The organism is Chromohalobacter canadensis (assembly GCF_029544075.1).
GTDB lineage: Bacteria > Pseudomonadota > Gammaproteobacteria > Pseudomonadales > Halomonadaceae > Chromohalobacter > Chromohalobacter canadensis_A.
In genome coordinates this window covers 187,159-210,294 of sequence record NZ_JAJQJH010000002.1, presented here as the reverse complement: position 1 = coordinate 210,294, position 23,136 = coordinate 187,159, and the positions used below count along the sequence as shown (strand labels likewise).

Sequence of the window (23,136 nt, the reverse complement as noted above, 5' to 3'; positions counted from 1 at the left end):
TATGTTCGACGATATCAAGCGTTTCGAGACGGGATCACCCCAGCAATTGGACTGGTTCCGTCAACTGCTGGATGGCTTCTTGCATGACGGCAACGCGATGGACCTTCGCGCGGTGCCACATGGGAGTTTCCCGATGATCAATGTGGCGCGAAGCGACGACGCGGTGCGGGTATACGTATTTGCCGCAGGGCTGTCGCCGTCGGAGTTGACCATCGATGTTCAGGATAACGTTCTGACCTTGCGTGGTCGGCGCGATTCTTCGATAGCCAGTAACGAAGATGGCAGTGCGCGTCCGGTCTTTCGTCGCGAGCGCGCCAGTGGCGAGTTCGTGCGTGCGGTCGCATTGCCGGATGGCCTTGACGCCGAGCGTGCCGAGGCGTGCCATGCCCATGGTGTCTTCGAGATCGTGTTGCCCAAGCGAGAGGAACTCAAGCCGCGACGTATCGAAGTCAAGGCGGCTTGAAGGACATCGGTCCTCTTGGATCAAGGAGGTATGCACCATGAATAACGTCGTTCGTTCATCCTCTCACTCTCCGCTCCAACAGCGTGATCAGGAAAAGCGTTCACAGGACACTCTGCTACCGGCGGTGGATATCGTCGAGGAGTCCGACGTTCTCAAGCTGGTAGCGGATATGCCCGGTGTGACGCACGAGTCGCTTACAGTGGAAATCGACAACAACGTGCTGAGCCTGGAAGGCGACATAGCCTTGAACATGCCGGAAGGGCTGAGCGCATTGCATGCCGAAGTCCGCGGACAACGATTCGCACGGCGTTTCAATCTCAGCCACGAGATAGATGGCGATGCCATTACGGCCACTATCGACAATGGCGTCTTGACGCTGACGCTACCCAAGAAAGATAGCCACCGCACTCGACGTATCGACGTGCAGGCAGCATGAGTGGGAGCGTCATTAGATAGTTAACGTCGAACCTGAAGAGTTGCTCTTCTTGGCGGGCTTTACGTGGTGAGTGTCCACATTCGCGTGGACACTCTTTTTTCTATCTAGCTGAGCCATCAGCTTTGGAGATCCTTCCCAGAGGGATGCCACGCTGAGGGCTAGTCGCCGCCCATGGCACGTCGTTCTTCTTCGGGAGCGGCGTGCACGCGCGTGGCGGGGAATACGCAGCGAAAGAGCGCGCCCTGGCCAGGGTGGCTGTCGATATCGAGGTGTGCGTCGTGGCGCAGCAGGACGTGCTTGACGATGGCCAGGCCCAGGCCGGTGCCGCCGTTGGCGGCGCTGCGCCCCTTGTCGACGCGGTAGAAACGCTCGGTGAGGCGTGGCAGGTGTACCGGGTCGATCCCTTCGCCGTCGTCCTCGACCTCAACCGCGGCCCCTTCCTTCCAGGCCTTCCAGCGCAGCGTGACGGTGCTACCCGCCGGTGTGTACCGCACGGCGTTGAAGACCAGGTTGGAGACGGCGCTGCGTATCTCGCCTTCGTCACCCAACAGGCAGTGGTCGGCGTGGATATCCAGAGCTATTTCGTGACTGCCAGCGCAGAGGTTGGCGGCATCGTCGCGAATGTTTTCCAGCAGCGTGGCCATGTCCAGCGGGGCCGGGTCATCACGGGTCTGATCGGTTTCCAGTTTCGACAGCAACAGCAGGTCCTCGACCAGGTTCTGCATGCGCTGGGTCTGTTCCTGCATCTGGCCGAGGCCACGCTGCCAGCGCGATGGCAATTGGTCGGCCTGATCGAGGTAGGTCTCAAGATAACCGGTCAACACGGTGAGCGGGGTACGCAGTTCGTGGGAGACGTTGGCGACGAAATCGCGCCGCATTTCTTCCAGGCGATGTAGTCGCGAGATATCGCGGGCCATGACCAGTCTTTCGTTATCGCCGAATAGCGTGACCTGGTATTGCAGCGTCACGTCATCGCGTATCGGCGAGGCCAAGGTCAGCGGTTCGCGGTAATCGCGGGCATTGAAATAAGCCACGAAGCTCGGATCGCGCAGGAAGTTGGTGATGTGCTGGCCGCGATCATGGGGCGTTTGAAAGCCAAGCATCTGGGCCGCAGCGCTGTTCCACCACTCCAGGTCGCCGTGCCGGTCGAGCATGACCACAGCATCGCGCATCGCTTCGCAGGAGTCCTGTACGCGGCGGATGATGTCGCGCAGGCGGGCCTGCGATTGACGCTGGGTCTTCTGATACTTGTAGAGGCGGTCGAACAGGTCGCCCCAGACCCCGGCGCCGACCGGTGGCGTATCATGCGGATGCTGGGTCAGCCAGACATACAGAGCGCGCAAATGGCGCAGATGCAGGTAGACATAGAGGCCCAGACCGGCGGCCAACCCCCAGCCGGGCGCACCCAATAACCATCCGAGGGCACCGAGACCGATGACGAGGTATGCCAGACGCCATAGTTCATTGGTCCAATAATACACGTGCGCTACTCCTTGGTGGAGAAGCGATAACCGGTGCCGCGTACCGTCTGGATGAGGTGTTGGTGGTCATCGCCGAGCGCCTTGCGCAGGCGGCGAATATGTACGTCGACGGTGCGCTCCTCGACGTAGACATTGCCACCCCAGACTTGGTCGAGCAACTGGCTACGGGTGTAGGCACGCTCCTGATGCGTCATGAAGAACTGCAGGAGCCGATACTCAGTGGGGCCCACGTCCAGTGCCTCGCCATTGGCGCTGACCCGGTGGCTGACGGGGTCGAGACGCAAGCCGTCGATTTCCACCGTATCCTCGACCCCGGTGGGCGTGGCGCGTCGTAGCACGGCCTTGAGGCGTGCCACCAGTTCCCGCGGCGAGAACGGCTTGGTGATGTAGTCATCGGCGCCGGCTTCCAGCCCCTGAATCTTGTTGTCTTCCTCGCTCTTGGCGGTGAGCAGGATGATCGGCAGCTCGGCGGTGGCGGTATCGCGCTTGAGACGCCGTGCCAGTTCGATGCCGCTGGTGCCGGGCATCATCCAATCCAGCAGCAATAGATCGGGCTGGTCGTCGACCACCATGGCGTGCGCCGTCTGGGCATTGTCGGCTTCCAGCACGCGGTAGTCGGCCATTTCCAGCGCCACCGCGATCATTTCGCGGATGGACGCCTCGTCATCGACGATGAGCACGGTCTTGGCGGTCATGGGCGTGGGCCTCTTGCGGATCGCGATGAAGCGAATCACTCATGAATGACATCAGCATGACGATTACAACGCGCTAATGTGACAGCTTCGTGACAATCGTGCTCTTTACCTATAGCTCATAGCGTCACATAGGCCATAACGACAGGGCGATGCCCGCGAAGGTCACCAGCCCGGCCCAATGATTGTTGAGGAAGGCGCGGAAGCAAGGATCGCGTTCGCGATAACGAATCAAAGAGTGCTGATAGACGAAGATTGCCACCATGGCGGCCAGCCCCAGCCAGAAGAAACCGCCCAGCGCCAAACGCAGGCCGATACAGGCGAGCAGCACGACGGTTACGCCCTGCAATAGTCCGATTATCAGCCGGTCGGCGCGGCCGAACAGGACCGCCGTGGACTTGATCCCTACCTTGAGGTCGTCGTCGCGGTCGACGATGGCGTATTCGGTGTCGTAGGCCACCGTCCAGGCGACGTTGGCGGCCAGTAGCAACCACGCCTCGAGCGGTACCTGGCGCTGAATGGCCATGAAGGCCATGGGAATACCCCAAGAGAAAGCCGCCCCCAGCACTACCTGCGGGAAATGCGTATAGCGCTTCATGAACGGATAGGTGGCCGCCAGGGCCAGTGCCGCGAAGGACAGCAGCACGGTTGGCAGATTGGTCAGGCAGACCAGGCCGAAGGCAACGATCACCAGGCCCGCGAAGAGCACCTTGGCTTCTTTCTCGGTGATGCGTCCGGTGGCCAGTGGCCGGTCGCGGGTACGCTTGACGTGCCCATCGAAATGGCGATCGGCGTAGTCGTTGACCACGCAACCGGCGGCACGCATCACGTACACGCCGATGACGAAGATCAGCAGCGTACCGCGTTCGGGGATGCCCTCGGCCGCCAGCCACAGCGCCCACAACGTCGGCCACATCAGCAGCCAGGTGCCGATGGGGCGGTCGAGTCGTGTCAGGCGCAGGAAATCCGGCACGCGGGCCAGGCCGGTGGGGCGCGTGGCGTCGGATGAATCGGCGGACATCGGGCTCTCCTGTAACAACGTGGCTGTGAAAAGCAATGTGTCTGTGAAAAAGCAACGTGCCTATGAAAACGTGCACAGCCAGCTTAGCGCGATGGCAACGCGAGGTCAGCGGTCATGGCATCGAGAAAGAACTCCTGTACGAGAATCGACGTACGCCCCAGGCGCAGGATCGAACGTCGTCCCCAGGGCGTGACGCGACCGTGTGCCGTCACGAGCGTGGGTGTCGGTGACCGAATGATCTCGATAGGGCCACGTTCGAGGCCGGGTTGGCGAAACAGCCAACTGCCCAGCGAACGTGTTCCCAGCGACTGTAGTCGCGCGCCGTGAAGCGATGCCAGTGGGGCGACCGAACGTGCCGCGACCCACGGTGTTTCGCCCAGCATCAGCATGACTTCGCGCCGCCAGATACGGGCTCGGGGGTCGAGCTCAAGCGCTTGGGCCTCGTCGTGCCGGGGGCGGCTGATTCCCTGAGCGAGCAGCCGTACCCCGAAGGGCCGTGTGCTGGCGGCGCGCAGGCGCGCGGTCAGCGAGTCGCGCGAGGCCACCCAGCGCCACCAAGCGGGGCTCATGCGGGGGCGCTGGGCGGCGGCCGGTAGCCAGTGTGGGCCAGCGCTGAAACTGTCGTGTGCCATGCGTAAAATCAGGCTCAAAGTACATGAGTGTATCATGCGTGTACGATGCGCTATGGCGGCGTCCGCGCTTGCGGCGTTCGAGCTGTCATATCGCCGCATCATCATTTTCTGACATGCGTAGCACGAGGCGCCAATGAGCGACCCTTTGATCATCGTCGGCAGCGGCATGGCCGGCCTGGGCCTGGCCCGGCAGGTACGTGCTCGCGATGCGCGGCGCGCCATCACCTTGATTACCGCCGATAGTGGCGCCGACTATTCGAAACCGCTTTTGTCCACGGGCTTTGCCAAGGGGATGTTGCCTGAGCGTTTGGCGATGCGCTCCCCCATCGACGTGGCCGATGCGCTCCAGATGACAATGCGCACGCACACGCGGGTCGATGCCATCGACCCGCAGACGCAGACGCTTGCTATCGGCGTGGAACGTCTACCCTACGGCGAGCTGGTATTGGCCACTGGGGCCGCACCCAGTGCGCCCTTCACGGTGGCGGACGAGGTGCGTGATCGCGTCTTCACCATCAACGATCTCGACGACTATCGGCTTTTCCATGCCGCCTTATCGCGCCATGGCGGCGCCGCGCGCGTGGCGATCGTCGGTGCCGGACTGGTGGGCTGCGAGTTCGCCGACGACTTGCTGGCCGGAGGGCATCGCGTTGCCCTGGTCGCGCCCGAAGCGGCACCGCTGGCGCGCTTGCTGCCGCCGGCCCTGGGCCGCGTGCTGGGCGGTGCAATGCACGACGCCGGCATCGACATGCGGCTGGGACGCACCGTTGCGAGCTTGCAGCGCGATGGCGAGACGGTGGTGCTGACGCTCGATGACGGCGACACCTTGCCCGCCGACCTTGTGCTGATCGCCACCGGGCTCACGCCGCGCACCGAGCTTGCCGATGCCGCCGGCCTCGAGACGTCGACCGCGGGCATCCAGACCGATCGTTACCTGGCGACTTCCGCGCCGCGTATCCATGCGTTGGGGGATTGCGCCTGTGTGGCAGGGCTCAATGCCATGTACGTTCAGCCGCTCCAGGCCAGTGCCAAGGCACTGGCGGCCACCTTGACCGGCACGCCGACGCCGGTGGCCTATGGCGCCTGGCCGGTGGTGGTCAAGACACCGCTTTGCCCGGTAGTGGCCCTGCCGCCACGCCAGTCGCCGGCACGCTGGCGGATCGAGGGCGAGGGTAGCGATCTCAGTGCGCTCGCCGAGGACGAAAACGGCTATTTGCAAGGGTTTGCATTGACAGGCGCTTGCGTACGTCGGAAAGTCGAGCTGGCGCGGGCCGCCCCGCCGTTGCTACCCTAGCTTAGGTCGTCATGCCGGTGGGTACCGGTCTGGCGCAGTAGGTGGGTAGTGTCAGCGCTGCGCCGATGGCGTGGCGCTTGTTTCGCTCATTGAAAAACAACAAGCGATATCTCAAAGGTGTCGCATTCGTTGCCAAACCAGGAGGGCTTTATGCGCAAGCCAGAACTCGCCGCGGCGATCGCCGATCGCGCCGATCTTTCCAAGGACAAGGCCAGTCAGGTCCTTAATGTCATTCTCGATGAGATCACAGGTACCGTCTCCAAGGGCCAGGATGTCTCGCTGATCGGGTTCGGTGCCTTCACCGTCCGCGAGCGTGCCGCGCGTACCGGCAAGAATCCGCAGACGGGTAAGCCGCTGACCATTCCGGCGAGCAAGACCGTGGCGTTCAAGCCCGGCAAGGCGCTCAAGGACGCCGTGAAGTGAGTGATGGCACGGAGTGTTCGGGCCATCTATTCACCGGCGCTCCGTGCAATTTCTTCTCCTTTCCCCTCTTTTTCTATGTGGCGAGGCGCGCATGAAACTGCGTCTGATGCTGTGGCTGTTGGGTGTTATGCTCAAGCGTGCTCGACGTCGCAATCCGCGTTTTCAGCAGAAACTCTCGGACATGCAACGCTTCGATTGGGGCGTCGCCACCGAGGATCTCAGCCTCGCACGCCATTACCGTATGCGCCCCGAGGCCATCGAGGATGCGCCGGGCTTACCCATCGATCTTGATCTGGAATTGCGCTTTCGCGATGCCCATGCTGGCGTGGCGTTTCTCAAGCGCCCCACGGCGCGTGCGTTCTTCGACGGTTTGCAAAGTGGTCGTCTACGTCTGGTCGGCGATTCGCGCGATCTGGAACGCTTGCAGGGATTGCTCAAGCATCTACGCTAGCTCCGCTGTGCGGTGTCGTGACGCCTGGTGCGCGCGACGGGCATCGCCATGTCTCGGTCGGATTCGTTATACTAAAGTCGTAGTGTCGTGCATGGCGCGACTTCCTGGCTTGTTACCGTCCGACCGAGATATATGCTGCCGACGTCGTTGACCCAACCGCTCAGACGCCTCTGGACCCTGGAGTCCTTCGCCTACAGCTTGCGTGTGTTCATCGCTCTGGCCGGCGTCATGGCGCTGTGCTGGTATCTCGACGACATGGGCAAGCTGATCCCGCTGTTCCTGGGCATCATCGCCAGTGCCCTGGCGGAGACCGACGATACCTGGCAGGGGCGTCTGCAGGCGTTGCTGGTGACGCTGGTATGTTTCGCCGTTGCCGCGTTGTCGGTGGAACTGACGTTTGCGCATCCCGTGATCTTCGCGGTGGGCCTTGGGGTGTCGAGTTTCGGCATGACCATGCTCGGTGCGGTGGGGCAGCGCTATGCGACCATCGCCACCGCGACCCTGATTCTTGCCATCTACACCATGATCAGTCTTGAGCAGCACGGCGGTGTGGCACTGGACGGGCTGTGGGGCGAGCCGTTGCTGCTGGTCTCGGGCGCGGCCTGGTACGGGGCGATCTCGGTGGTGTGGTGCGCCTTGTTCTCGCGTCATCCGCTCAAGTTGAGCCTGGCGCACGTCTTTCGCGAGTTGGGCGTGTACTTGCGCCTCAAGTCGGCGCTTTTCGAGCCGCTCAGAGGGATGGATATCGAGCAGCAGCGTCTGGCGCTGGCCCAGCAGAATGGTCGCGTGGTGGCGGCGCTCAACCAGAGCAAGGAAATGATTTTCCGACGCCTCGAAGGCCAGCGCGGCGGGCGCAAGCTCAATCGTTACCTGCGGCTCTACTTCATCGCGCAGGACATCCATGAGCGAGCGAGTTCCTCGCATTATCCGTATGGCGCGTTGGCCGAGACGTTCTTCCATCACGACATCCTCTTTCGTGCCCAGCGTCTGCTTGATCAGCAAGGGCGTGCCTGCAAGGCCTTGAGTCGTGCGTTGCTTCTCGATCGTCCTTTCGATCACGGCCCCAGCGCCCAGGCGCTGGAGGATTTCAACGCATCCCTGAACAACCTGTATGCCCAGGGACGCGACGAATGGCGCGACCTGCTGAGCTCGTTGTCGGCGCTGGCCGATAACCTCGCCACGTTGGAAGACAAGCTGGCCGGTGCCGACAATCCCGACGCGCGGGCCGATCACGAGGACAGCAGTCTGTTCGACCGCTCGCCACGTGGGCTGAGCGACGTTGCCGAACGTCTCCAGGCGCATATCAGCCTGGCATCACCGGTGTTTCGCCATGCGCTACGCTTGAGCGTGACGCTGGTAGTGGGCTATGGCTTGCTGCACTGGATTCATCCCACCCAGGGGTACTGGATCCTGCTCACTAGCGTATTCGTGTGCCGGCCCAATTTCGGGGCTACGCGGCGTTTTCTGCGTCAGCGTATCCAAGGCACGGTGATGGGGTTGGTCGCCGGTTGGGCGCTGATCACGCTATTTCCCACCGAGCCTGTCCAGGCGTTGATCACGGTGGCCGCCGGCGTCGCCTTTTTCGCTACCCGTGCGCATCATTACACACTGGCGACGGCTTCCATCACTCTGATGGTGCTGTTCTGTTTCAATCAAGTCGGCGACGGCTTCGGGCTGATCTGGCCGCGTCTGTTCGATACCCTACTGGGCGCCGCCATCGCGGGCCTGGCGGTGCTGGTGATCCTGCCCGATTGGCAAGGGCGCGGGCTGCACCGTCAAGCGGCGACGACACTCGAAGCCAGTGCGGCTTATCTGCGCGCGATCCTTGACCAGTACGCGCGAGGCAAGCGCGACGACCTTACCTATCGGTTGGCACGGCGCAACGCTCATAATGCCGACGCGGCGCTTTCCACGACGCTGGGCAATGTTCTGCTGGAGCCGGGACACTTTCGCAAGGATGCCGATGCCGGGCTACGTTTTCTGGTGCATTCGCACACCCTGTTGAGTTATCTCTCGGCACTGGGGGCCCATCGAGGGACGGCCGGTGCCGCGGGGGAAGACAACACCGCGGTGACGGCGGCGGCCGATGACGTGGCCGAGACGCTGGCGCGCGTGGCGCGCCAGCTCGCTGCGGGCGAAACGGTCACGCCGTGCAAGGACTCCCTGATGCGGCATGCCGGCTTGCTGGAGGCGTCCGCCGCCGAGGAAACGTGTGATGAACGCCGCTTGCTGCAGAACCAACTGGCGTTGATCAGTCGTCAACTGGTCGCGTTGAGCGAGGCGGCGGGGCGTTTGTCGATCCAGGCCTCGCGCGAATGACGGCGTCACGGGTAAGTCACTGCTATCTCGGGATAATCGACGTCACGCAACGTAACCGGTAGTGTTGCCCGATCTTCAAAAAAGCAACGGAATGGTTACGTCGCATGGGGGCGAGACGCCTTACTGTGCAGGCATGGAAGACGCCAAGACCCAATTCGCCCAACGCCTGCGCGAGGCCATGCAACAGGCCGGCTATGCGCCCAAGCCCGCCGTGCTGGAGCGTGAGTTCAACCTGCGCAATCCGGGACGCCCAGTGACGCTGCACGGCGTGCGCCGTTGGCTGCGCGGCGAAACTCTGCCCACTCAGGAAAAGCTCGTGGTTCTCGCCGAGTGGCTGAAAGTGCCGCCAGCCGCCTTGCGCTTCGGTGCGCCGGTGCAGCACCGCGTCCACGAGAGCGATCATCTGTGGGAAGCGCTGAGTTATCGCGAGCGCGAGACACTGGAAGCCTTCGCTGGCTTGCCGCCGAGTCAGCGTGCCATTGCCCGCGAGGTCATCATGGCACTGGCCAAGGCGGGCAAGTGGGAGCGCCAGGCCGGCCAGGCCGAGGATGACTCCAAGCCATCATGACGGCCGGGCGGTGCCCGCCTGGGTTTACACCTGCCCGTAATGTCCGGCGTCTTCGCCCAGCCAACGGCGGATCAAGGGCGTGGCGGCCTCCGGCGCCTCGTCGAGCAGCGCACGCGCCAGGGGGCTGATGGTGTCGAGCAGATCACGATCGCGCTCCAGGTCGGCGATCTTCATCTGCGCCAGGCCCGTCTGGCGAGTGCCGAGTACTTCGCCAGGACCGCGCAGCTCCAGGTCCTTCTCGGCGATACGAAAACCATCGGTGGTATCGCGCATCACCCCTAACCGTTCTCGCGAGTGCTGCGACAGCGGCGGATGATACAGCAGCACGCAGAAGCTCTCGGTGGCGCCGCGCCCCACGCGGCCACGAAGCTGATGCAACTGCGAGAGCCCCAAACGCTCGGGGTTTTCGATGATCATCAAGCTGGCATTGGGCACATCGACGCCGACCTCGATCACCGTGGTGGCGATGAGAAGATCCAGCTCGCCCGTCTTGAATGCCTCCATTACCTCGGCCTTTTCTGCCGCTTTCATGCGCCCATGCACCAGGCCGATGGCCAGGTCGGGCAGCGCTTCGCTGAGGTGTTCATGGGTCGCCTCGGCGGCCTGGCAGGTCAAGGCTTCGGATTCTTCGATGAGCGTGCACACCCAGTAAGCCTGATGGCCCTCGGCGCAGGCGCGACGAATGCGCTCGATCACTTCGGGACGACGCTCGTCGGGGACTGCCACCGTTTTGACCGGCGTGCGGCCGGGCGGTAGCTCGTCGATCATCGACAGGTCGAGATCGGCGTAGGCGCTCATCGCCAGCGTGCGCGGAATCGGTGTGGCGGTCATGATCAACTGGTGTGGCGTGAGGCCGCCGGCTTCGCCCTTCTGGCGTAGCGCCAGTCGCTGGTGAACGCCAAAGCGGTGCTGTTCGTCGATGATCGCCAGGCCCAGGCGGTGAAAGTGCACGTCGTCCTGAAACAGCGCGTGCGTGCCCACCGCGACCTGAACGCGACCATCGGCGATTGCCGCCTTGGTGTCCAGGCGCGCCTTGCCCTTGAGCTTGCCCGCCAGCCAGCCGACCTCGATGCCCAGCGGCGTAAACCAATCGCGGAAGTTGCGATAATGCTGCTCGGCGAGGATTTCGGTAGGCGCCATGATGGCCGCCTGACAGTCACCGGCGATGGCCGCCAGTGCCGCCATGGCAGCGACCACGGTCTTGCCTGAGCCGACGTCACCCTGGACCAGGCGCAGCATGGGGGTGGCGCGTTCCAGATCGTGGCTGATTTCGTCGAGGACGCGGCGCTGCGCGCCGGTCAGCGAGAACGGCAACTGGGTCAAAAAACGTGCCTGCAGGCTACGCCCACCGCCCAGTGCGGGCGCGCTGTCGGTCTGGATGCGCAGGCGCACCTGCCGCAGGCTGAGTTGATGGGCAAGCAGTTCTTCCAACGCCAGGCGTCGCTGGGCGGGATGACGCCCTTCGGCAAGGCGTTCCACCGGCGCCTCGGGAGGCGGTTCGTGCAGGTAACGCAGCGACTCGAGCAGCCCCGGCAGGCGAAAGCGCTGGCGCAGGGCGTCGGGAATCCAATCCGGCAAGGCGTCGGGCGCGGCATCGAGTTGCTTGAGTGCCTGCTGGATCAGGCCGCGCAGGCGTGGTTGGGTCAAGCCCTCGGTGGTGGGGTAGATCGGCGTCAGGTGTTCCTCGACCGGGGCGTCTTCCTGATGCAGCAAGCGGTACTCGGGATGATAGATCTCGAGGCCCGTAGCGCCAGCGCGGGCCTCGCCGAAGGCACGCACACGCAAGCCACGCGTGAACTGCTGTTGCTGCGCGGGCGAAAAGTGGAAGAAACGCAGGCTGAGGATGCCCGAACCATCCTTGAGGCGCACCAGCAGGCTGCGCCGCCGTCCCTTGACGATATCGGCAGCGGCGATATCGCCCTCGACCACGGCTTCGGTACCGGCGCGCAGCGTGCCGATCGGCGTGATGCGTGTCCGGTCCTGATAGCGCAACGGCAGATGAAAGAGCATATCGGCGATGCTGGCGATACCCAGCCGGGCGAGCTTGGCGGCCAGCGCCTCGCCCACGCCGGTGAGTTCGCTGACCGGCGCATCCATAGCCTTTATGTCAGTGCTCATGCCGCCTGGATACGCTGCTGTTGGCATGTCTCGATGGCCGTGGTCAGGGCATCGATGGCCTTGGGCCTGGGGAAGCTGGCACGCCAGGCGATGGCCACCGTGCGGCTGGGTACGCTATTGGCAAAGGGCCGGCTTTCGAGCAGTCCCGATTCATAATGGCTGGTGCCGATGGCCGACTTGGGTAGCACCGTGATGCCCAGCCCCGAGGCCACCATGTGGCGAATGGTTTCCAGCGAGCCGCCCTCGGCGATCAGAGTGTTGCCCGGATTATTGAGTTGATTGTTGATGGCGGGGCAAGCCTCAAGGATCTGGTCACGAAAACAGTGTCCCTCGCCCAACAGCAGCAGCTTTTCCTGGAGCAAGTCTTCCTTGGCGACCGCGGTCTTGCGTGTCCATGGATGGCCGGCGGGTAACAGCACTTCGAAAGGCTCTTCGTAGATCGCCTTGGTCAGCACATCCGGCTCGTTGAACGGCAGGGCGACGATCACGGCGTCCAGCTCACCACTGCGCAACTTGCGGCGTAGATCACCCGTCAGGCCTTCTTCGATGTACAGTGGCATCTGTGGGGCGTGACGCGCCAGCTCGGGTATCAGGTGCGGAAACAGGTAAGGTCCGATGGTGTAGATCGCCCCAATGCGCAGCGGGCTTGCCAACTGGTCCTTGCCTTCAGTGGCCATTTCCTTGATGAGGCCGGCTTGTTCCAGCACCCGATGCGCCTGAGCAACGATCTTCTCGCCCAGTGGTGTGACCTGTACGGTGGATTTGGAACGCTCGAACAGGGCGATGCCCAGTTCGTCTTCCAGTTTCTTGACGGCCACCGAAAGTGTGGGCTGGGAGACGTAGCAACGCTCGGCAGCGCGCCCGAAGTGGTGCTCTTGAGCCAAGGTTACGATATAACGAAGTTCTGTTAGGGTCATGGGCTGGGCCTTTTCGGGCCTCCTAGGCTACGCGATGGATTCACTAAGGTATTCGATGCAAGGGACTTTTTGCCAAAGACTTTTTATCAAGGACTTTTACCAAGAGGCTAGGGAAAGGTGAAGAAAACGACTCTGATTATTGGTTGCGGCGACATTGGTATCCAGCTAGGTAAGCGGTTGATCGACGCTGGCCAGCGGGTGATCGGCGTGCGCCGCCAGGTTGCGCCGCTCGCGGAAACAGGCATCGAGGCCCTGGCACTAGACGTCACGGACCCCGCTACGCTGGCACGTTTGCCCGACGCGGACACCGTAGTCTATATCCTAAGCGCTGCGCGCTTCGACGAAAACGCCTATGCCGAAGCGTATCCCAAGGGGCTCAAGGCCGTGCTCGGCGAACTCGAGACGCGCGCCACGCCACCCAAGCGCGTGTTTTTCGTCTCATCGACCGGCGTCTATGCCCAGCAAGCGGGCGAAGTGGTCGACGAAACCTCCGAGACCGAGCCCACCGGGTTCTCGGGGCTGTTGATGCGCGAGGCCGAACAAGCGCTGCTCGATCACCCCATGTCCGGCACCGTGGTGCGTTTCTCCGGGATCTACGGCCCGGGGCGCGATCGGTTGATCCGCCAGGTCAAGGAAGGCCGCGTCGCAGCGGCGAATCCGCCGATGTACTCCAACCGTATCCATCGCGACGATTGCGTGGGCGTGCTGGCGCATTTGATCGCTCTGGCGCTGGACGACCAGCCGCTGGAGCCGCTCTATCTGGCCAGTGACTGCGAGCCGACGCCTTTGCACGAAGTGATGACGTGGATGGCGGGAAAGCTCAAGGTCGAGCTAACCGAGACCATTCAGTCGCCGCTACGGCGCCGGGCCAGCAAGCGCTGCGACAACACCCGGCTGCGTGACAGCGGCTACCGCTTTCAGTATCCCACTTTCCGCGAGGGTTACGAGGACGTTCTCAAACAGGGCGGTTTCCTGACCGCTACGGAAAACGCCTGACTCGCGAAAGACGGCTGACATTTTTCTTTGTCGGATGTGACGTTTCGACGACGAATCCGTGTCAACGCGATGACGGTCGACGCCAACCTGCTGATACTCCTAATAAAGCGCCTGCGGGCGCTTTTCCGTTTTCTGCCGGTCACAGCGTGAGAAGGTTCATGTTTGAGGCAACATGGCACAGTGAGCGCGTGCATGGAGATTCCAGCGACGTTTATATGGTCTCAACCTTGGCTGCGATTATCCGCCAGTGTCCGATAGCGCGAGCCGCTGTCGTCGAGCTGCGATTCCACCAGGGCGAGATGGTCGAAGCGCCAGCGGATCGGGGTGGGCAACCGTGATTCCGGTGCCGCGCGGTCGGCTTGGCGCACCAGGCTGACATGCGGGGTGAAGTCACGCTGCGGCGCGGTGAAGCCGTGACGGGCCAGCGCCTGCCAGAGCTCGGCATCGAGCACCATCAGCTCGGGACTCGACGCCTGGCTGCCCGCCCAGACGATGCGGGGCTTGGGGAAATGCCCGAGCCGATCCAGCGTCCACTCGCCCTGCAGCGCCGGCCAGGCCTGCGCGAGGGCGACGAGAGGGGCGATTCGGACTTCGTCGACATTGCCCAGAAACGCCAGCGTGATATGCATGTTCTCCGCGGGCAGCGGATAGCCGCCGCAGCGTGGCGCCAGGCGCTGAGCCTCGGCGGCCAGCGCCCGGCGAGTGGTGTCGTCGGGCCACAGGGCGAAGAAGAGTCGGCGAGAAACGGTCACGATAGCGGCTCCCGGTGGCGTTGCCAGCAGGGTGACGCATTAGCCCTTCCTTGCCAACGATTTGCCGGGGTGACCGTGGCTCCCGGTCAGGCAGGGTCGCTTTCCGGCCGGTGATCTTCGCCTTCCAGCGTCGAGCCGTGATCCTGGCTGAGCGGACCGGCCAGCTTGCGCAGTGCGACGTAGAAGACCGGCGTCAGGAACAGGCCGAACAGGGTCACGCCGAGCATCCCGGCGAATACCGCGATCCCCAGCGCCTGGCGCACCTCGGCCCCGGCGCCGTGCCCCAGCGCCAGCGGTATCACCGCTGCGGTGAAGGTGATCGAGGTCATGATGATCGGACGCAGCCGCAACCGGCAGGCCTCCAGTGCCGCTTCCACCACGCCGCGCCCCTGGAACTCGAGCTCGCGGGCGAATTCGACGATCAGTATGGCGTTCTTGCAGGCCAGCCCGATCAGCACCACCAGGCCCACCTGGACGAAGACGTTGGTATCGCCGCCTGAGAGCCTGACGCCGACGAGTGCCGACAGCAGGCACATCGGCACGATCAGGATCACCGCCAGCGGCAGGATCCAGCTTTCGTAGAGCGCCGCCAGCACCAAGAACACCAGCAGGACCGCCAGCGGGAACACCACCAGCGCGGCATTGCCCTGAGTGGACTGCTGATAGCTGAGGTCGGTCCATTCGAAGTCGATGCCATCCGGCAGTACCCGTGCGCCGATATCGGTCAAGACGCTCATCGCCTGGGGCGAGGAGAGCACCCGCGGGTCGGCCTCGCCGGCCAGGTCCGCCGCCGGGTAGCCGTTGAAGCGCAGCACCGGGTCGGGGCCGAAGCTCTGGCGGATATCGATCATCGAGCCGATCGGCACCATGTCGCCTTGGGCGTTGCGGGTGCGCAGCCGGGCGATGTCCTCGACGCTGTCGCGATAGGGCGCGTCGGCCTGGGCGATGACCTGCCAGGTGCGGCCGAAGGTGTTGAAATCGTTGACGTAGGTGGAGCCAAGATAGGTCTGCAGGGTATCGAAAAGATCGCTCACCGCCACGCCCTGGGTCTTGGCCTTGAGTCGGTCCACCTCGGCGTCGAGCTGGGGCACGTTGGCCTGGTAGCTGGTGATCGGATAGCTCATCCCCGGCGTCTGCACCACCGCGCCCTGGAAGGCGGTCACTGCCTCCTGCAGCGGGCCGTAGCCGAGGCCGCCGCGATCCTCGATGAACAGCTGATAGCCGGAGCCGTTGCCGAGACCCAGGATCGGCGGCGGCATGAACGAGAACGCGATGCCATCCTTGAGACCGCCGATCTTGCCGGCGATCTCGGCGTTGATCTCCGCCGCGGTGCGGGTGCGCTGATCGAACGGCTTCAGGGTCAGGAACGCCAACCCGGTGTTGGCGGTGTTGGTGAACTGCAGCGCGTTGAGACCGGGAAACGAGATGGCGTGTTCGACGCCGTCGGTCTCCATGGCGATATCCACCACCTGACGCAGCAGGGCATCGGTGCGTGCCAGCGAAGCGCCCTCGGGAAGTTTCACGCCAGCGATCAGGTACATCTTGTCCTGCACCGGAATGAACCCTGGCGGCACGATCTTCAACAGATAGCCGGTGGCCCCCAGCAGGACCAGGTAGACCACGAACACCGCGCCGCGACGGCGCAGGCTCCTCGACACCACGCCCTGGTAGCGCCTGGAGCTGGCGTTGAAGAAGCGGTTGAACGGTCGGAACAGCCAGCCGAACAGGACGTCGATCACCCGGGTCAGGCGATCCTTCGGGGCGTCGTGGGGCCTGAGCAGCATCGCCGCCAGGGCCGGTGACAGGGTCAGCGAGTTGATCGTCGAGATCACCGTCGAGATGGCGATAGTCACCGCGAACTGGCGGTAGAACTGGCCGGTCACGCCGGAGAGGAACGCCATCGGCACGAACACCGCGCACAACACCAGGCCGATGGCGACGATCGGGCCGGACACCTCGCGCATCGCCTGATGCGCGGCGGCGCGTGGCGCCAGCCCCTGGCCGATGTTGCGCTCCACGTTCTCCACCACCACGATGGCGTCGTCGACCACGATACCGATGGCGAGCACCAGCCCGAACAGCGTCAGGGTGTTGATCGAATACCCTAGCAGCAACAGCACAGCGAAGGTCCCCACCACCGAGACCGGCACCGCCAGCAGCGGAATCAGCGAAGCGCGCCAGGTCTGCAGGAACAGCGTCACCACCAACACCACCAGCAGTATCGCCTCCAGCAGGGTCTGGACCACCGAGCGGATCGAGTCGCTGACGAACAGGGTGGTGTCGTAGACGGTGCGATACTCCACTCCCGGCGGGAACCGGGTGGCCAGCTCGTCCATGGTGCGGACCACCTGGTCGCGAATCTGCAGGGCATTGGCGCCGGGCGACTGGAAGATGCCGATCGCCACCGCCTCCTTGCCGTCCAGCCGGGAGCGCAGGGTGTAGTCGCCCGCGCCCATCTCGAGCCGAGCGACATCGCCAAGTCGCAGGATCTCGCCATCCTCGCCGACCTTGAGCACGATGTTGCCGAATTCCTGCTCGGTGGACAGGCGCCCCTTGGCGTTGATCAGGGTGAGGAAATCGCTGTCCGGCATCGGCTCGGCACCGATCTGGCCGGCGGAGACCTGGACGTTCTGTTCGCGCATGGCGTCGACCACATCACCGGCGGTGAGACCGTGAGAGGCGATGCGGTCGGGGTCCAGCCAGGCGCGCATGGCGTAATCGCCGCCGCCGAACAGCTGCGCCTCGCCGACACCGGAAATCTTCGCCAGCTGGTCGCGCACGTGCAGGCGCGCGTAGTTGCGCAGGTAGAGGGTATCGTAGCTGTCATCCGGCGAGACCAGGTGCACCACCATCAGGAAGGTGGGGGACTGCTTCTGGGTGGTCACGCCCTGTCGCCTCACCGCTTCCGGCAACCGCGCCAGCGCCTGGCTGACCCGGTTCTGGACGCGCACGGTGGCCTGTTCGGCATCCGTCCCGGGCTGGAAGGTGATGGTCATCTGCAGCACGCCATCGGAGCCGGCCACGGACTTGAAGTACATCATGTCCTCGACGCCGGTGATCGCCTCCTCCAGCGGCGTCGCCACGGTTTCCGCGATCTCCTTGGGGTTGGCACCCGGGTAGGTGGTGCGCACCAGCACCGAGGGCGGCACGACCTCCGGATACTCGCCGACCGGCAGGTTGGGAATGGAAATCGCCCCCACCGCGAAGATGACGATGGAGAGCACCGCCGCGAAGATCGGCCGGTCCACGAAAAAGCGGGAAAAATTCATGACGACTGGCTCCTGGGCGGTGGGGACGCTGCCCACCGCGTCTTGTCATTCCGGGGAGAGAGGGAAACGTCTTTAGGCAGCGCTAGGATCGCGTGGCGACGTCATTGCCGGTGTTCGGCTCGCGCATGGCCACCGGGTTTGGCGTGACCGGCATGCCGGGGGCGAACACCTTCTGGGTGCCGTTGACGATCACCCGCTCACCGGCCTTCAGCCCGTCACGAACCACCACCAGAGCCCCCACCTCGCGACCGATCTGGACTTGGCGGGGCGTCACGGTGTTGTCATCGCCGACCACGTAGACGAAGCGCCGGTCTTGATTGGCGAGCACCGCCTTGCGATTCACGAGTACCGCCTCTGTCAGATGAGCCACGGGCATTTCTACCCGCGCGAATTGGCCGGGCCTGAACGCGCCATCCGGGTTGGGCAGAACCGCTCGATAGCGCAGCGTGCCGGTATCCGCGTTGATCTGGTTGTCCACGAAATCCAGCTGTCCCTGGTGGGGAAAGCCCGTTTCGCCGGTCAGGCCGATGCGCAGCGTGGCGGTCTTTCCTTGATTGAGCAGCGCTTGAGCGCTGGGGGCTTCGGCCTCGTTGCTGTCGAAGTAGACGTACAAGGGATCCACCGATACCAGCGTGGTCAGCACCGACTGGTCGGCACTGGCGAGATTGCCCTTCGTGATCATGGCGCGACCGGTGCGGCCTGCCACCGGCGCGGTAACCCGTGTGTACTGCAGATCCAGTTCGGCACTGGTCAGCGCGGCATCGGCCTCGGTTTCCCGCGCCCGCGCATTGAGCGCGGCCGCCTGACGCTGATCGTGCTGCTCCCGGGAAATGGCCTGCCGGCCGATCAAGGTACTGGCCCGTTCGGCCTCGACCTCGGCGAGCTGACGCTGGCTGCGTGCCTGTGCCAATGATGCCTTGGCGGCCTGGACGCGAGCCTCGTAGGGGCGGGGGTCGATACGAAACAGCAGGTCGCCCGCCTCGACTAGTTCGCCTTCCTCGAAGGCGACTTCGTCGATATAGCCACTCACCCGTGGCCGGACTTGTATGGTCTGCGGGGACGCCACGCGACCCGTGAAGGTCTCTCTCAGCGTCACCGGCTCTCTCAGGACCGTGGCCACATCCACTTCCGGGGGCGGTGGAGCATTGGTGGCATCCGCTTCGCCACGGGCGTCGCAGCCGTTGAGCAGCGCGATGACGAGCATAACGCCCAGGCCGTGAGTCAGTCCTGATCTCGGCATGCGCTTCTGGTCGAACCTCTTCATTGCCTGGCCCCCTGGGTCGTTTCCGGTCGTCGATCCCGTGTCCTTGCGTCCGGCGGAGCGCCCTGGCGGGCGACCAAGAGCCGGTATGGGATCATGGACGATCAATGTACGGTTCCAGGGTGGATGCGCGTTATCGGGTTACTCGTGGTTAATTGCCTAATCCTGTAGACATCGCTCATCGGGATAAGAAAAGCGCTCGCCATCGAGTGGGTCAGGAAGGCGCTTGCCCGTTCCTTCAAAGATCTTGCCCAATCCTGCAGGGATCGGTTTTTGTCATCAAAATGCCGGTTGGCTGGCCTATACTCGCGCTTTATCGAAAAACGATAATTAGTCGGACAACGAGAGGGCGGAGTCGTGAGTGTCGTGCAGCCTGTTTTCGAAACACTGGATGATGAGATCGACCAATTGGCGAATACTCTGTCTCGCCAGATTCAGAAATGGGCGCCGGAAGAAGGACTGACGCCGACGGCGGTACCGGGCCTGGAACTGGTGCGTGCCAATTCCTCGTTGACCAACTGTATCGGCTCGACGGTCTACGATCCTTCGCTGTGTCTGATCGCGCAGGGCAGTAAGCGCATATGGTTGGGAGATCGGGAAATCGATTATGGGCCGCTGAGCTGCATGGTGTCGGCGGTGCATCTGCCGGTACTGGGCAAGGTCACCGAGGCCTCGGCGGAGCGACCCTACCTGGGGCTGAAACTCGCCGTCGACGCCCAGGAGATCACCGCTCTGGTGCTGGAGCTAGGTGAAGGACTGGGCGAGATGGAGGAGTGGGAGTGCGCCGAGAGTGCTTGCGGCCTCGGGCGCGTGCAGGCCGAGAAGGGGCTGGTGGAAGCCTTGCTGCGACTGGTGAGCCTGCTCGATGCCCCGCAGGACATCCGCATTCTCGCGCCGCTGGTGCGACGCGAGATCTTCTATCGTGCGCTGGTCGGCGAGATCGGCCTGCACATGCGCAAGTTCGCGGTGGCCGATACCCAGACCCATCGCATCTCGAAGGTGATCGCGGTACTCAAGGATCGCTTCACCGAGCCGCTGCGCGTTCGCGAGCTGGCGGACATGGTGAACATGAGCGAGTCATCGCTGTTCCACAGCTTCAAGCAGGTCACGCGGATGTCGCCGGTGCAGTTCCAGAAGAAACTGCGATTGCACGAAGCGCGCAGGCTGATGCTGGCCGAAGGGATGGAGGCAGCCACCGCCAGTTTCCGCGTGGGGTACGGAAGTCCATCCCATTTCAGCCGCGAGTACAGCCGCCTGTTCGGCGTGCCACCCCGCACGGATGTGAGCAAGCTGCGCGGTGAGCTGCCGCAGACCGCCCGCGCCTGATCGTGCGTCGATCGTCGGGGTTGAGTGACGGCCTCAGTCGCCGATGACCATCACTGCTTCCGCTTCCACCTGGCTGCCCTTGGGGAGTTCCTTGACGCCGACCGCGGCGCGGGCCGGATACGGTGCCTGGAAGTACTCTTCCATGATCTGGTTGACCACGGCGAAGTTGCTCAGGTCGGTCAGGTAGAGATTGAGCTTGACGATGTCCTGCAGCGAGCCGGCGGCTTCCTGGCACACCGCCTGCAGATTGGCGAAGACCTGGCGCGCCTGGGCCTCGAAGTCTGCGCTGACAAGTTCCATGGTGCCGGGGTCCAGCGGGATCTGCCCGGACATGTACACGGTGTTGCCGGCCTTGATGGCCTGCGAGTAGGGGCCGATGGCGGCCGGCGCCTGCTCGGTATTGATGACGGCTTTGTTACTCATGGCATGGCTCCTTGTCTTTATGCGATGTGCGCATTGCGATGGACAAAAATAACGACACCGCCGCGTCCGCGTTTGCGGGCGCGCCGGGTATCGTAAAAACGAAACGACCGACCCGCCGCTTCTGTTGGCGGCGGGTCGGTCGCCATGGTGTCAACTGCGAACGCGAGTGATCTTGCCGACGTGGGGCAGGTTGCGCAGTCGTTTCATGATACTTGCTAGATGCACGCGGTCGTGGACGGCCAACGTTAGATTGACGATCGACAGGCGTGCATCGCGTTCCTCGATGCCGATGCGTTCGATATTGGCATTGGCGTCGGTCACCAGGCCGGCTAGTTCGGCGACCAGGCCGCGCCGTGTCTCGACATGCAATCGCAGCGCCACCGGAAAATCCTGATCGATCTGCTGCGACCACTCCAGGGCGAACAGCTTGTCGGGGTCATCACGCAGTTCCCGCAGGTTACCACAATCGTGGCGGTGCACCACGATTCCCTTGCCGACCGAAAGGTGGCCGACGATGGGGTCGCCGGGCAGCGGATAGCAGCAGCGTGCGAAGCTGATGATCATGCCCTCGGCGCCGTTGATCACGATCGGCATCCCAGAGCGCGACGCCGTGGCGACTTCCTCGGCGGTTTCCGGCGCGTTGCACTCCAGTAGGCGGCGTGCGATGGCGTAGGCCATGCGCGTGCCGAGCCCGATCGATTCGAGCAGATCGTCCTCGTGCTTGAGATCGAGCTCTTCGAGTACCGCTGCCAAGCGATGTTCGGGCAGCTCCTCGAGGCTGGTCTCGAAGGCGCTCAGCGCGCGGTTGAGAAGCCGCCGTCCCAGCTGCACGGATTCGGTGCGCTGCTGGTGCTTGAGGGCGTGACGGATCGCCGAGCGCGCCTTGGCGGTGACCACGAAGTTGAGCCAGGCCAGGTTGGGTCGGGCGCCGGGCGCGGTAATGATTTCCAGCGTCTGGCCGCTTTCCAGGGTCGAGGACAGCGGCGCCAGATGGCGATCGATGCGGCAAGCGATGCAGCTGTTGCCGATGTCGGTGTGCACGCTGTAAGCGAAATCCACTGCCGTGGCGCCTCCGGGGAGCTCCATGATGTCGCCCTTGGGCGTGAACACGTAGATATCGTCGGGGAACAGGTCGTTCTTGACGTGCTCGATGAATTCCAGGGAGTTACCGGCGTGGCGCTGCATCTCGAGCAGTCCGCGGACCCATTCGCGGGCGCGCGCATGGCTACCGGCGCCGATGGGGCGCTCGGTCTGACCGGCCTTGTAGAGCCAGTGCGCGGCGATACCGTTGTTGGCCATCGCTTCCATTTCGCGGGTGCGAATCTGTACCTCAACGGGCATCCCGCTGGGGCCGAACAGCGTCGTGTGCAGGCTTTGGTAGCCGTTGGCCTTGGGGATGGCGATATAGTCCTTGAAGCGCCCCGGCACCGGCTTGTAGAGATTGTGCACTGCGCCGAGGATGCGGTAACAGGTGTCGACGTCATCGGTGATGATGCGAAACCCGAACACGTCCATGATCTCGGCGAAGGGTTTACGCTGGTCGCGCATCTTGCGATAGATCGACAATAGATGCTTCTGGCGACCCACTACGCTGCCGCCCAGCGCATCGTCATCGAGGCACTTCTGCAGGCTGTCCTGAATCTGGCGCATCATCGAACGGCGATTGCCGCGCGCCTTGGTGACCGCACGCTTGATGCGCTCGGCGCGCATCGGGTGGATCGCCTGGAAGGAAAGATCCTCGAGTTCGACGCGAATGGTATTGATGCCCAGGCGCCCGGCGATACGCGCGTAGATTTCCAACGTCTCGCGGGCAATGCGGCGCTTCTTGTCGGGACGCAGTGCCCCGAGCGTGCGCATGTTGTGCAAGCGGTCGGCGAGCTTGACGATGATCACGCGGATGTCCTGAGACATCGCCAGGACCATCTTCTGGAAGTTCTCCGCCTGGGCGACCGCCTTGTCCTCGAAGGTGATCTGGGTCAGCTTGGAAACGCCATCGACCAGTTCGGCCACGGGCTCGCCGAATTGCCGGGTCAACGCCTCTTTGGTCACGCCGGTATCTTCGATGACGTCGTGCAGCATGGCGGCCATCAGGCTTTGATGGTCCATGTGCATATTGGCGAGGATGTTGGCGACCGCCAGCGGGTGGGTGACGTAGGGCTCGCCGGAGCGCCGCCGCTGGCCGTCATGGGCCTGCTCGGCATAGTAGAAGGCGCGCTTGACGTGCAGAATCTCCTCGGGGGGTAAGTAGCCGCCGAGTCGGTCCGCGAGATCGTCGATGGTGAACATAGCGCGCG

20 protein-coding genes are annotated in these 23,136 nt (G+C 63.6%); 9 read left to right on the top strand and 11 right to left on the bottom strand.

What is annotated here, in order from left to right; genetic code table 11:
• Nucleotide 1 precedes the first annotated feature (1 nt).
• Both LUN51_RS04605 and LUN51_RS04600 read left to right on the top strand, forming a co-directional pair.
• Nucleotides 2–463 carry an Hsp20/alpha crystallin family protein gene (locus LUN51_RS04605; protein WP_277810332.1) on the top strand — a complete coding sequence of 154 codons (462 nt, stop codon included), beginning with the start codon at nucleotides 2–4 and terminating at the stop codon, nucleotides 461–463.
• Nucleotides 464–500: 37 nt separating this feature from the next.
• Nucleotides 501–899, top strand: a complete 399-nt coding sequence (locus tag LUN51_RS04600; protein ID WP_277810331.1) for an Hsp20/alpha crystallin family protein — start codon at nucleotides 501–503, stop codon at nucleotides 897–899.
• A gap of 158 nt (nucleotides 900–1,057) precedes the next feature.
• On the opposite strand, the gene phoR is transcribed toward LUN51_RS04600, so the two are convergent.
• The 4 genes from phoR to LUN51_RS04580 all read right to left on the bottom strand — a co-directional run bounded on the left by phoR (nucleotide 1,058) and on the right by LUN51_RS04580 (nucleotide 4,725).
• Nucleotides 1,058–2,380: a phosphate regulon sensor histidine kinase PhoR gene (gene phoR / locus LUN51_RS04595; RefSeq protein WP_277810330.1), complete on the bottom strand. Its 1,323-nt coding sequence runs from the start codon at nucleotides 2,378–2,380 to the stop codon at nucleotides 1,058–1,060.
• A gap of 5 nt (nucleotides 2,381–2,385) precedes the next feature.
• Nucleotides 2,386–3,075 (bottom strand): phosphate regulon transcriptional regulator PhoB, encoded by a 690-nt coding sequence (gene phoB, locus LUN51_RS04590; protein WP_246894876.1) that lies wholly within the window; start codon nucleotides 3,073–3,075, stop codon nucleotides 2,386–2,388.
• Nucleotides 3,076–3,199: 124 nt separating this feature from the next.
• Nucleotides 3,200–4,093, bottom strand: a complete 894-nt coding sequence (gene ubiA / locus LUN51_RS04585) for a 4-hydroxybenzoate octaprenyltransferase (RefSeq protein ID WP_277810329.1) — start codon at nucleotides 4,091–4,093, stop codon at nucleotides 3,200–3,202.
• Nucleotides 4,094–4,176: 83 nt separating this feature from the next.
• Entirely contained in the window at nucleotides 4,177–4,725 is a 549-nt protein-coding gene (locus tag LUN51_RS04580) for a chorismate--pyruvate lyase family protein (RefSeq protein WP_277810328.1), read from the bottom strand.
• 133 nt (nucleotides 4,726–4,858) lie between these two features.
• Here LUN51_RS04580 and LUN51_RS04575 point away from each other — a divergent pair, with 133 nt between their 5' ends.
• The 5 genes from LUN51_RS04575 to LUN51_RS04555 all read left to right on the top strand — a co-directional run bounded on the left by LUN51_RS04575 (nucleotide 4,859) and on the right by LUN51_RS04555 (nucleotide 9,780).
• The gene (locus tag LUN51_RS04575; protein WP_277810327.1) at nucleotides 4,859–6,019 is read left to right on the top strand and encodes an FAD-dependent oxidoreductase; all 1,161 of its coding nucleotides are present in this window, start codon (nucleotides 4,859–4,861) and stop codon (nucleotides 6,017–6,019) included.
• A gap of 150 nt (nucleotides 6,020–6,169) precedes the next feature.
• Nucleotides 6,170–6,442 (top strand): HU family DNA-binding protein, encoded by a 273-nt coding sequence (locus LUN51_RS04570; protein WP_040240342.1) that lies wholly within the window; start codon nucleotides 6,170–6,172, stop codon nucleotides 6,440–6,442.
• Nucleotides 6,443–6,533: 91 nt separating this feature from the next.
• The gene (locus LUN51_RS04565) at nucleotides 6,534–6,893 is read left to right on the top strand and encodes a hypothetical protein (RefSeq protein WP_246894880.1); all 360 of its coding nucleotides are present in this window, start codon (nucleotides 6,534–6,536) and stop codon (nucleotides 6,891–6,893) included.
• 132 nt (nucleotides 6,894–7,025) lie between these two features.
• Nucleotides 7,026–9,212 carry a YccS family putative transporter gene (gene yccS / locus LUN51_RS04560; RefSeq protein WP_277810326.1) on the top strand — a complete coding sequence of 729 codons (2,187 nt, stop codon included), beginning with the start codon at nucleotides 7,026–7,028 and terminating at the stop codon, nucleotides 9,210–9,212.
• Nucleotides 9,213–9,303: 91 nt separating this feature from the next.
• On the top strand, nucleotides 9,304–9,780 hold the full coding sequence (locus tag LUN51_RS04555) for an XRE family transcriptional regulator (protein WP_277810325.1): 477 nt from the start codon (nucleotides 9,304–9,306) through the stop codon (nucleotides 9,778–9,780).
• Between the two features lie 24 nt (nucleotides 9,781–9,804).
• Here LUN51_RS04555 and recG read toward each other — a convergent pair whose 3' ends face one another.
• On the bottom strand, nucleotides 9,805–11,898 hold the full coding sequence (gene recG / locus LUN51_RS04550; protein ID WP_281504125.1) for an ATP-dependent DNA helicase RecG: 2,094 nt from the start codon (nucleotides 11,896–11,898) through the stop codon (nucleotides 9,805–9,807).
• Nucleotides 11,895–12,815, bottom strand: a complete 921-nt coding sequence (locus LUN51_RS04545) for a hydrogen peroxide-inducible genes activator (RefSeq protein WP_277810324.1) — start codon at nucleotides 12,813–12,815, stop codon at nucleotides 11,895–11,897. The genes recG and LUN51_RS04545 overlap by 4 nt, the downstream gene beginning before the upstream one ends.
• Before the next feature lie 117 nt (nucleotides 12,816–12,932).
• Between LUN51_RS04545 and LUN51_RS04540 the strand changes: the two genes are divergently transcribed.
• A complete protein-coding gene (locus LUN51_RS04540; protein ID WP_277810323.1) occupies nucleotides 12,933–13,811 on the top strand; it encodes an SDR family oxidoreductase in 879 nt (292 codons plus the stop codon).
• 221 nt (nucleotides 13,812–14,032) lie between these two features.
• On the opposite strand, the gene thpR is transcribed toward LUN51_RS04540, so the two are convergent.
• From thpR to LUN51_RS04525, 3 genes are all read right to left on the bottom strand, one after another.
• The gene (thpR, locus tag LUN51_RS04535; RefSeq protein WP_277810322.1) at nucleotides 14,033–14,563 is read right to left on the bottom strand and encodes an RNA 2',3'-cyclic phosphodiesterase; all 531 of its coding nucleotides are present in this window, start codon (nucleotides 14,561–14,563) and stop codon (nucleotides 14,033–14,035) included.
• An 86-nt stretch (nucleotides 14,564–14,649) separates the two neighbouring features.
• Complete coding sequence (locus tag LUN51_RS04530; protein WP_277810321.1) at nucleotides 14,650–17,832, bottom strand: efflux RND transporter permease subunit; 3,183 nt, start codon at nucleotides 17,830–17,832, stop codon at nucleotides 14,650–14,652.
• Nucleotides 17,833–17,914: 82 nt separating this feature from the next.
• Nucleotides 17,915–19,096 carry an efflux RND transporter periplasmic adaptor subunit gene (locus tag LUN51_RS04525; RefSeq protein WP_277810320.1) on the bottom strand — a complete coding sequence of 394 codons (1,182 nt, stop codon included), beginning with the start codon at nucleotides 19,094–19,096 and terminating at the stop codon, nucleotides 17,915–17,917.
• 354 nt (nucleotides 19,097–19,450) lie between these two features.
• On the opposite strand from LUN51_RS04525, the gene LUN51_RS04520 reads away from it, so the two are divergent.
• Nucleotides 19,451–20,419 carry an AraC family transcriptional regulator gene (locus tag LUN51_RS04520; RefSeq protein WP_277810319.1) on the top strand — a complete coding sequence of 323 codons (969 nt, stop codon included), beginning with the start codon at nucleotides 19,451–19,453 and terminating at the stop codon, nucleotides 20,417–20,419.
• 33 nt (nucleotides 20,420–20,452) lie between these two features.
• Here LUN51_RS04520 and LUN51_RS04515 read toward each other — a convergent pair whose 3' ends face one another.
• Both LUN51_RS04515 and spoT read right to left on the bottom strand, forming a co-directional pair.
• On the bottom strand, nucleotides 20,453–20,842 hold the full coding sequence (locus LUN51_RS04515) for a RidA family protein (RefSeq protein ID WP_277810318.1): 390 nt from the start codon (nucleotides 20,840–20,842) through the stop codon (nucleotides 20,453–20,455).
• A 150-nt stretch (nucleotides 20,843–20,992) separates the two neighbouring features.
• Nucleotides 20,993–23,128 (bottom strand): bifunctional GTP diphosphokinase/guanosine-3',5'-bis pyrophosphate 3'-pyrophosphohydrolase, encoded by a 2,136-nt coding sequence (gene spoT / locus LUN51_RS04510; protein ID WP_277810317.1) that lies wholly within the window; start codon nucleotides 23,126–23,128, stop codon nucleotides 20,993–20,995.
• Nucleotides 23,129–23,136 lie beyond the last annotated feature (8 nt).

Coding starts and splice junctions, on each gene's coding strand:
- recG (WP_281504125.1), bottom strand. CDS start 11,898: ATGAGCACTGACATAAAGGCTATGGATGCGCCGGTCAGCGAACTCACC.
- LUN51_RS04555 (WP_277810325.1), top strand. CDS start 9,304: ATGGTTACGTCGCATGGGGGCGAGACGCCTTACTGTGCAGGCATGGAA.
- yccS (WP_277810326.1), top strand. CDS start 7,026: ATGCTGCCGACGTCGTTGACCCAACCGCTCAGACGCCTCTGGACCCTG.
- LUN51_RS04545 (WP_277810324.1), bottom strand. CDS start 12,815: ATGACCCTAACAGAACTTCGTTATATCGTAACCTTGGCTCAAGAGCAC.
- LUN51_RS04580 (WP_277810328.1), bottom strand. CDS start 4,725: ATGGCACACGACAGTTTCAGCGCTGGCCCACACTGGCTACCGGCCGCC.
- LUN51_RS04605 (WP_277810332.1), top strand. CDS start 2: ATGTTCGACGATATCAAGCGTTTCGAGACGGGATCACCCCAGCAATTG.
- LUN51_RS04525 (WP_277810320.1), bottom strand. CDS start 19,096: ATGAAGAGGTTCGACCAGAAGCGCATGCCGAGATCAGGACTGACTCAC.
- LUN51_RS04575 (WP_277810327.1), top strand. CDS start 4,859: ATGAGCGACCCTTTGATCATCGTCGGCAGCGGCATGGCCGGCCTGGGC.
- LUN51_RS04570 (WP_040240342.1), top strand. CDS start 6,170: ATGCGCAAGCCAGAACTCGCCGCGGCGATCGCCGATCGCGCCGATCTT.
- LUN51_RS04530 (WP_277810321.1), bottom strand. CDS start 17,832: ATGAATTTTTCCCGCTTTTTCGTGGACCGGCCGATCTTCGCGGCGGTG.
- LUN51_RS04600 (WP_277810331.1), top strand. CDS start 501: ATGAATAACGTCGTTCGTTCATCCTCTCACTCTCCGCTCCAACAGCGT.
- phoB (WP_246894876.1), bottom strand. CDS start 3,075: ATGACCGCCAAGACCGTGCTCATCGTCGATGACGAGGCGTCCATCCGC.
- LUN51_RS04515 (WP_277810318.1), bottom strand. CDS start 20,842: ATGAGTAACAAAGCCGTCATCAATACCGAGCAGGCGCCGGCCGCCATC.
- LUN51_RS04565 (WP_246894880.1), top strand. CDS start 6,534: ATGAAACTGCGTCTGATGCTGTGGCTGTTGGGTGTTATGCTCAAGCGT.
- spoT (WP_277810317.1), bottom strand. CDS start 23,128: ATGTTCACCATCGACGATCTCGCGGACCGACTCGGCGGCTACTTACCC.
- ubiA (WP_277810329.1), bottom strand. CDS start 4,093: ATGTCCGCCGATTCATCCGACGCCACGCGCCCCACCGGCCTGGCCCGC.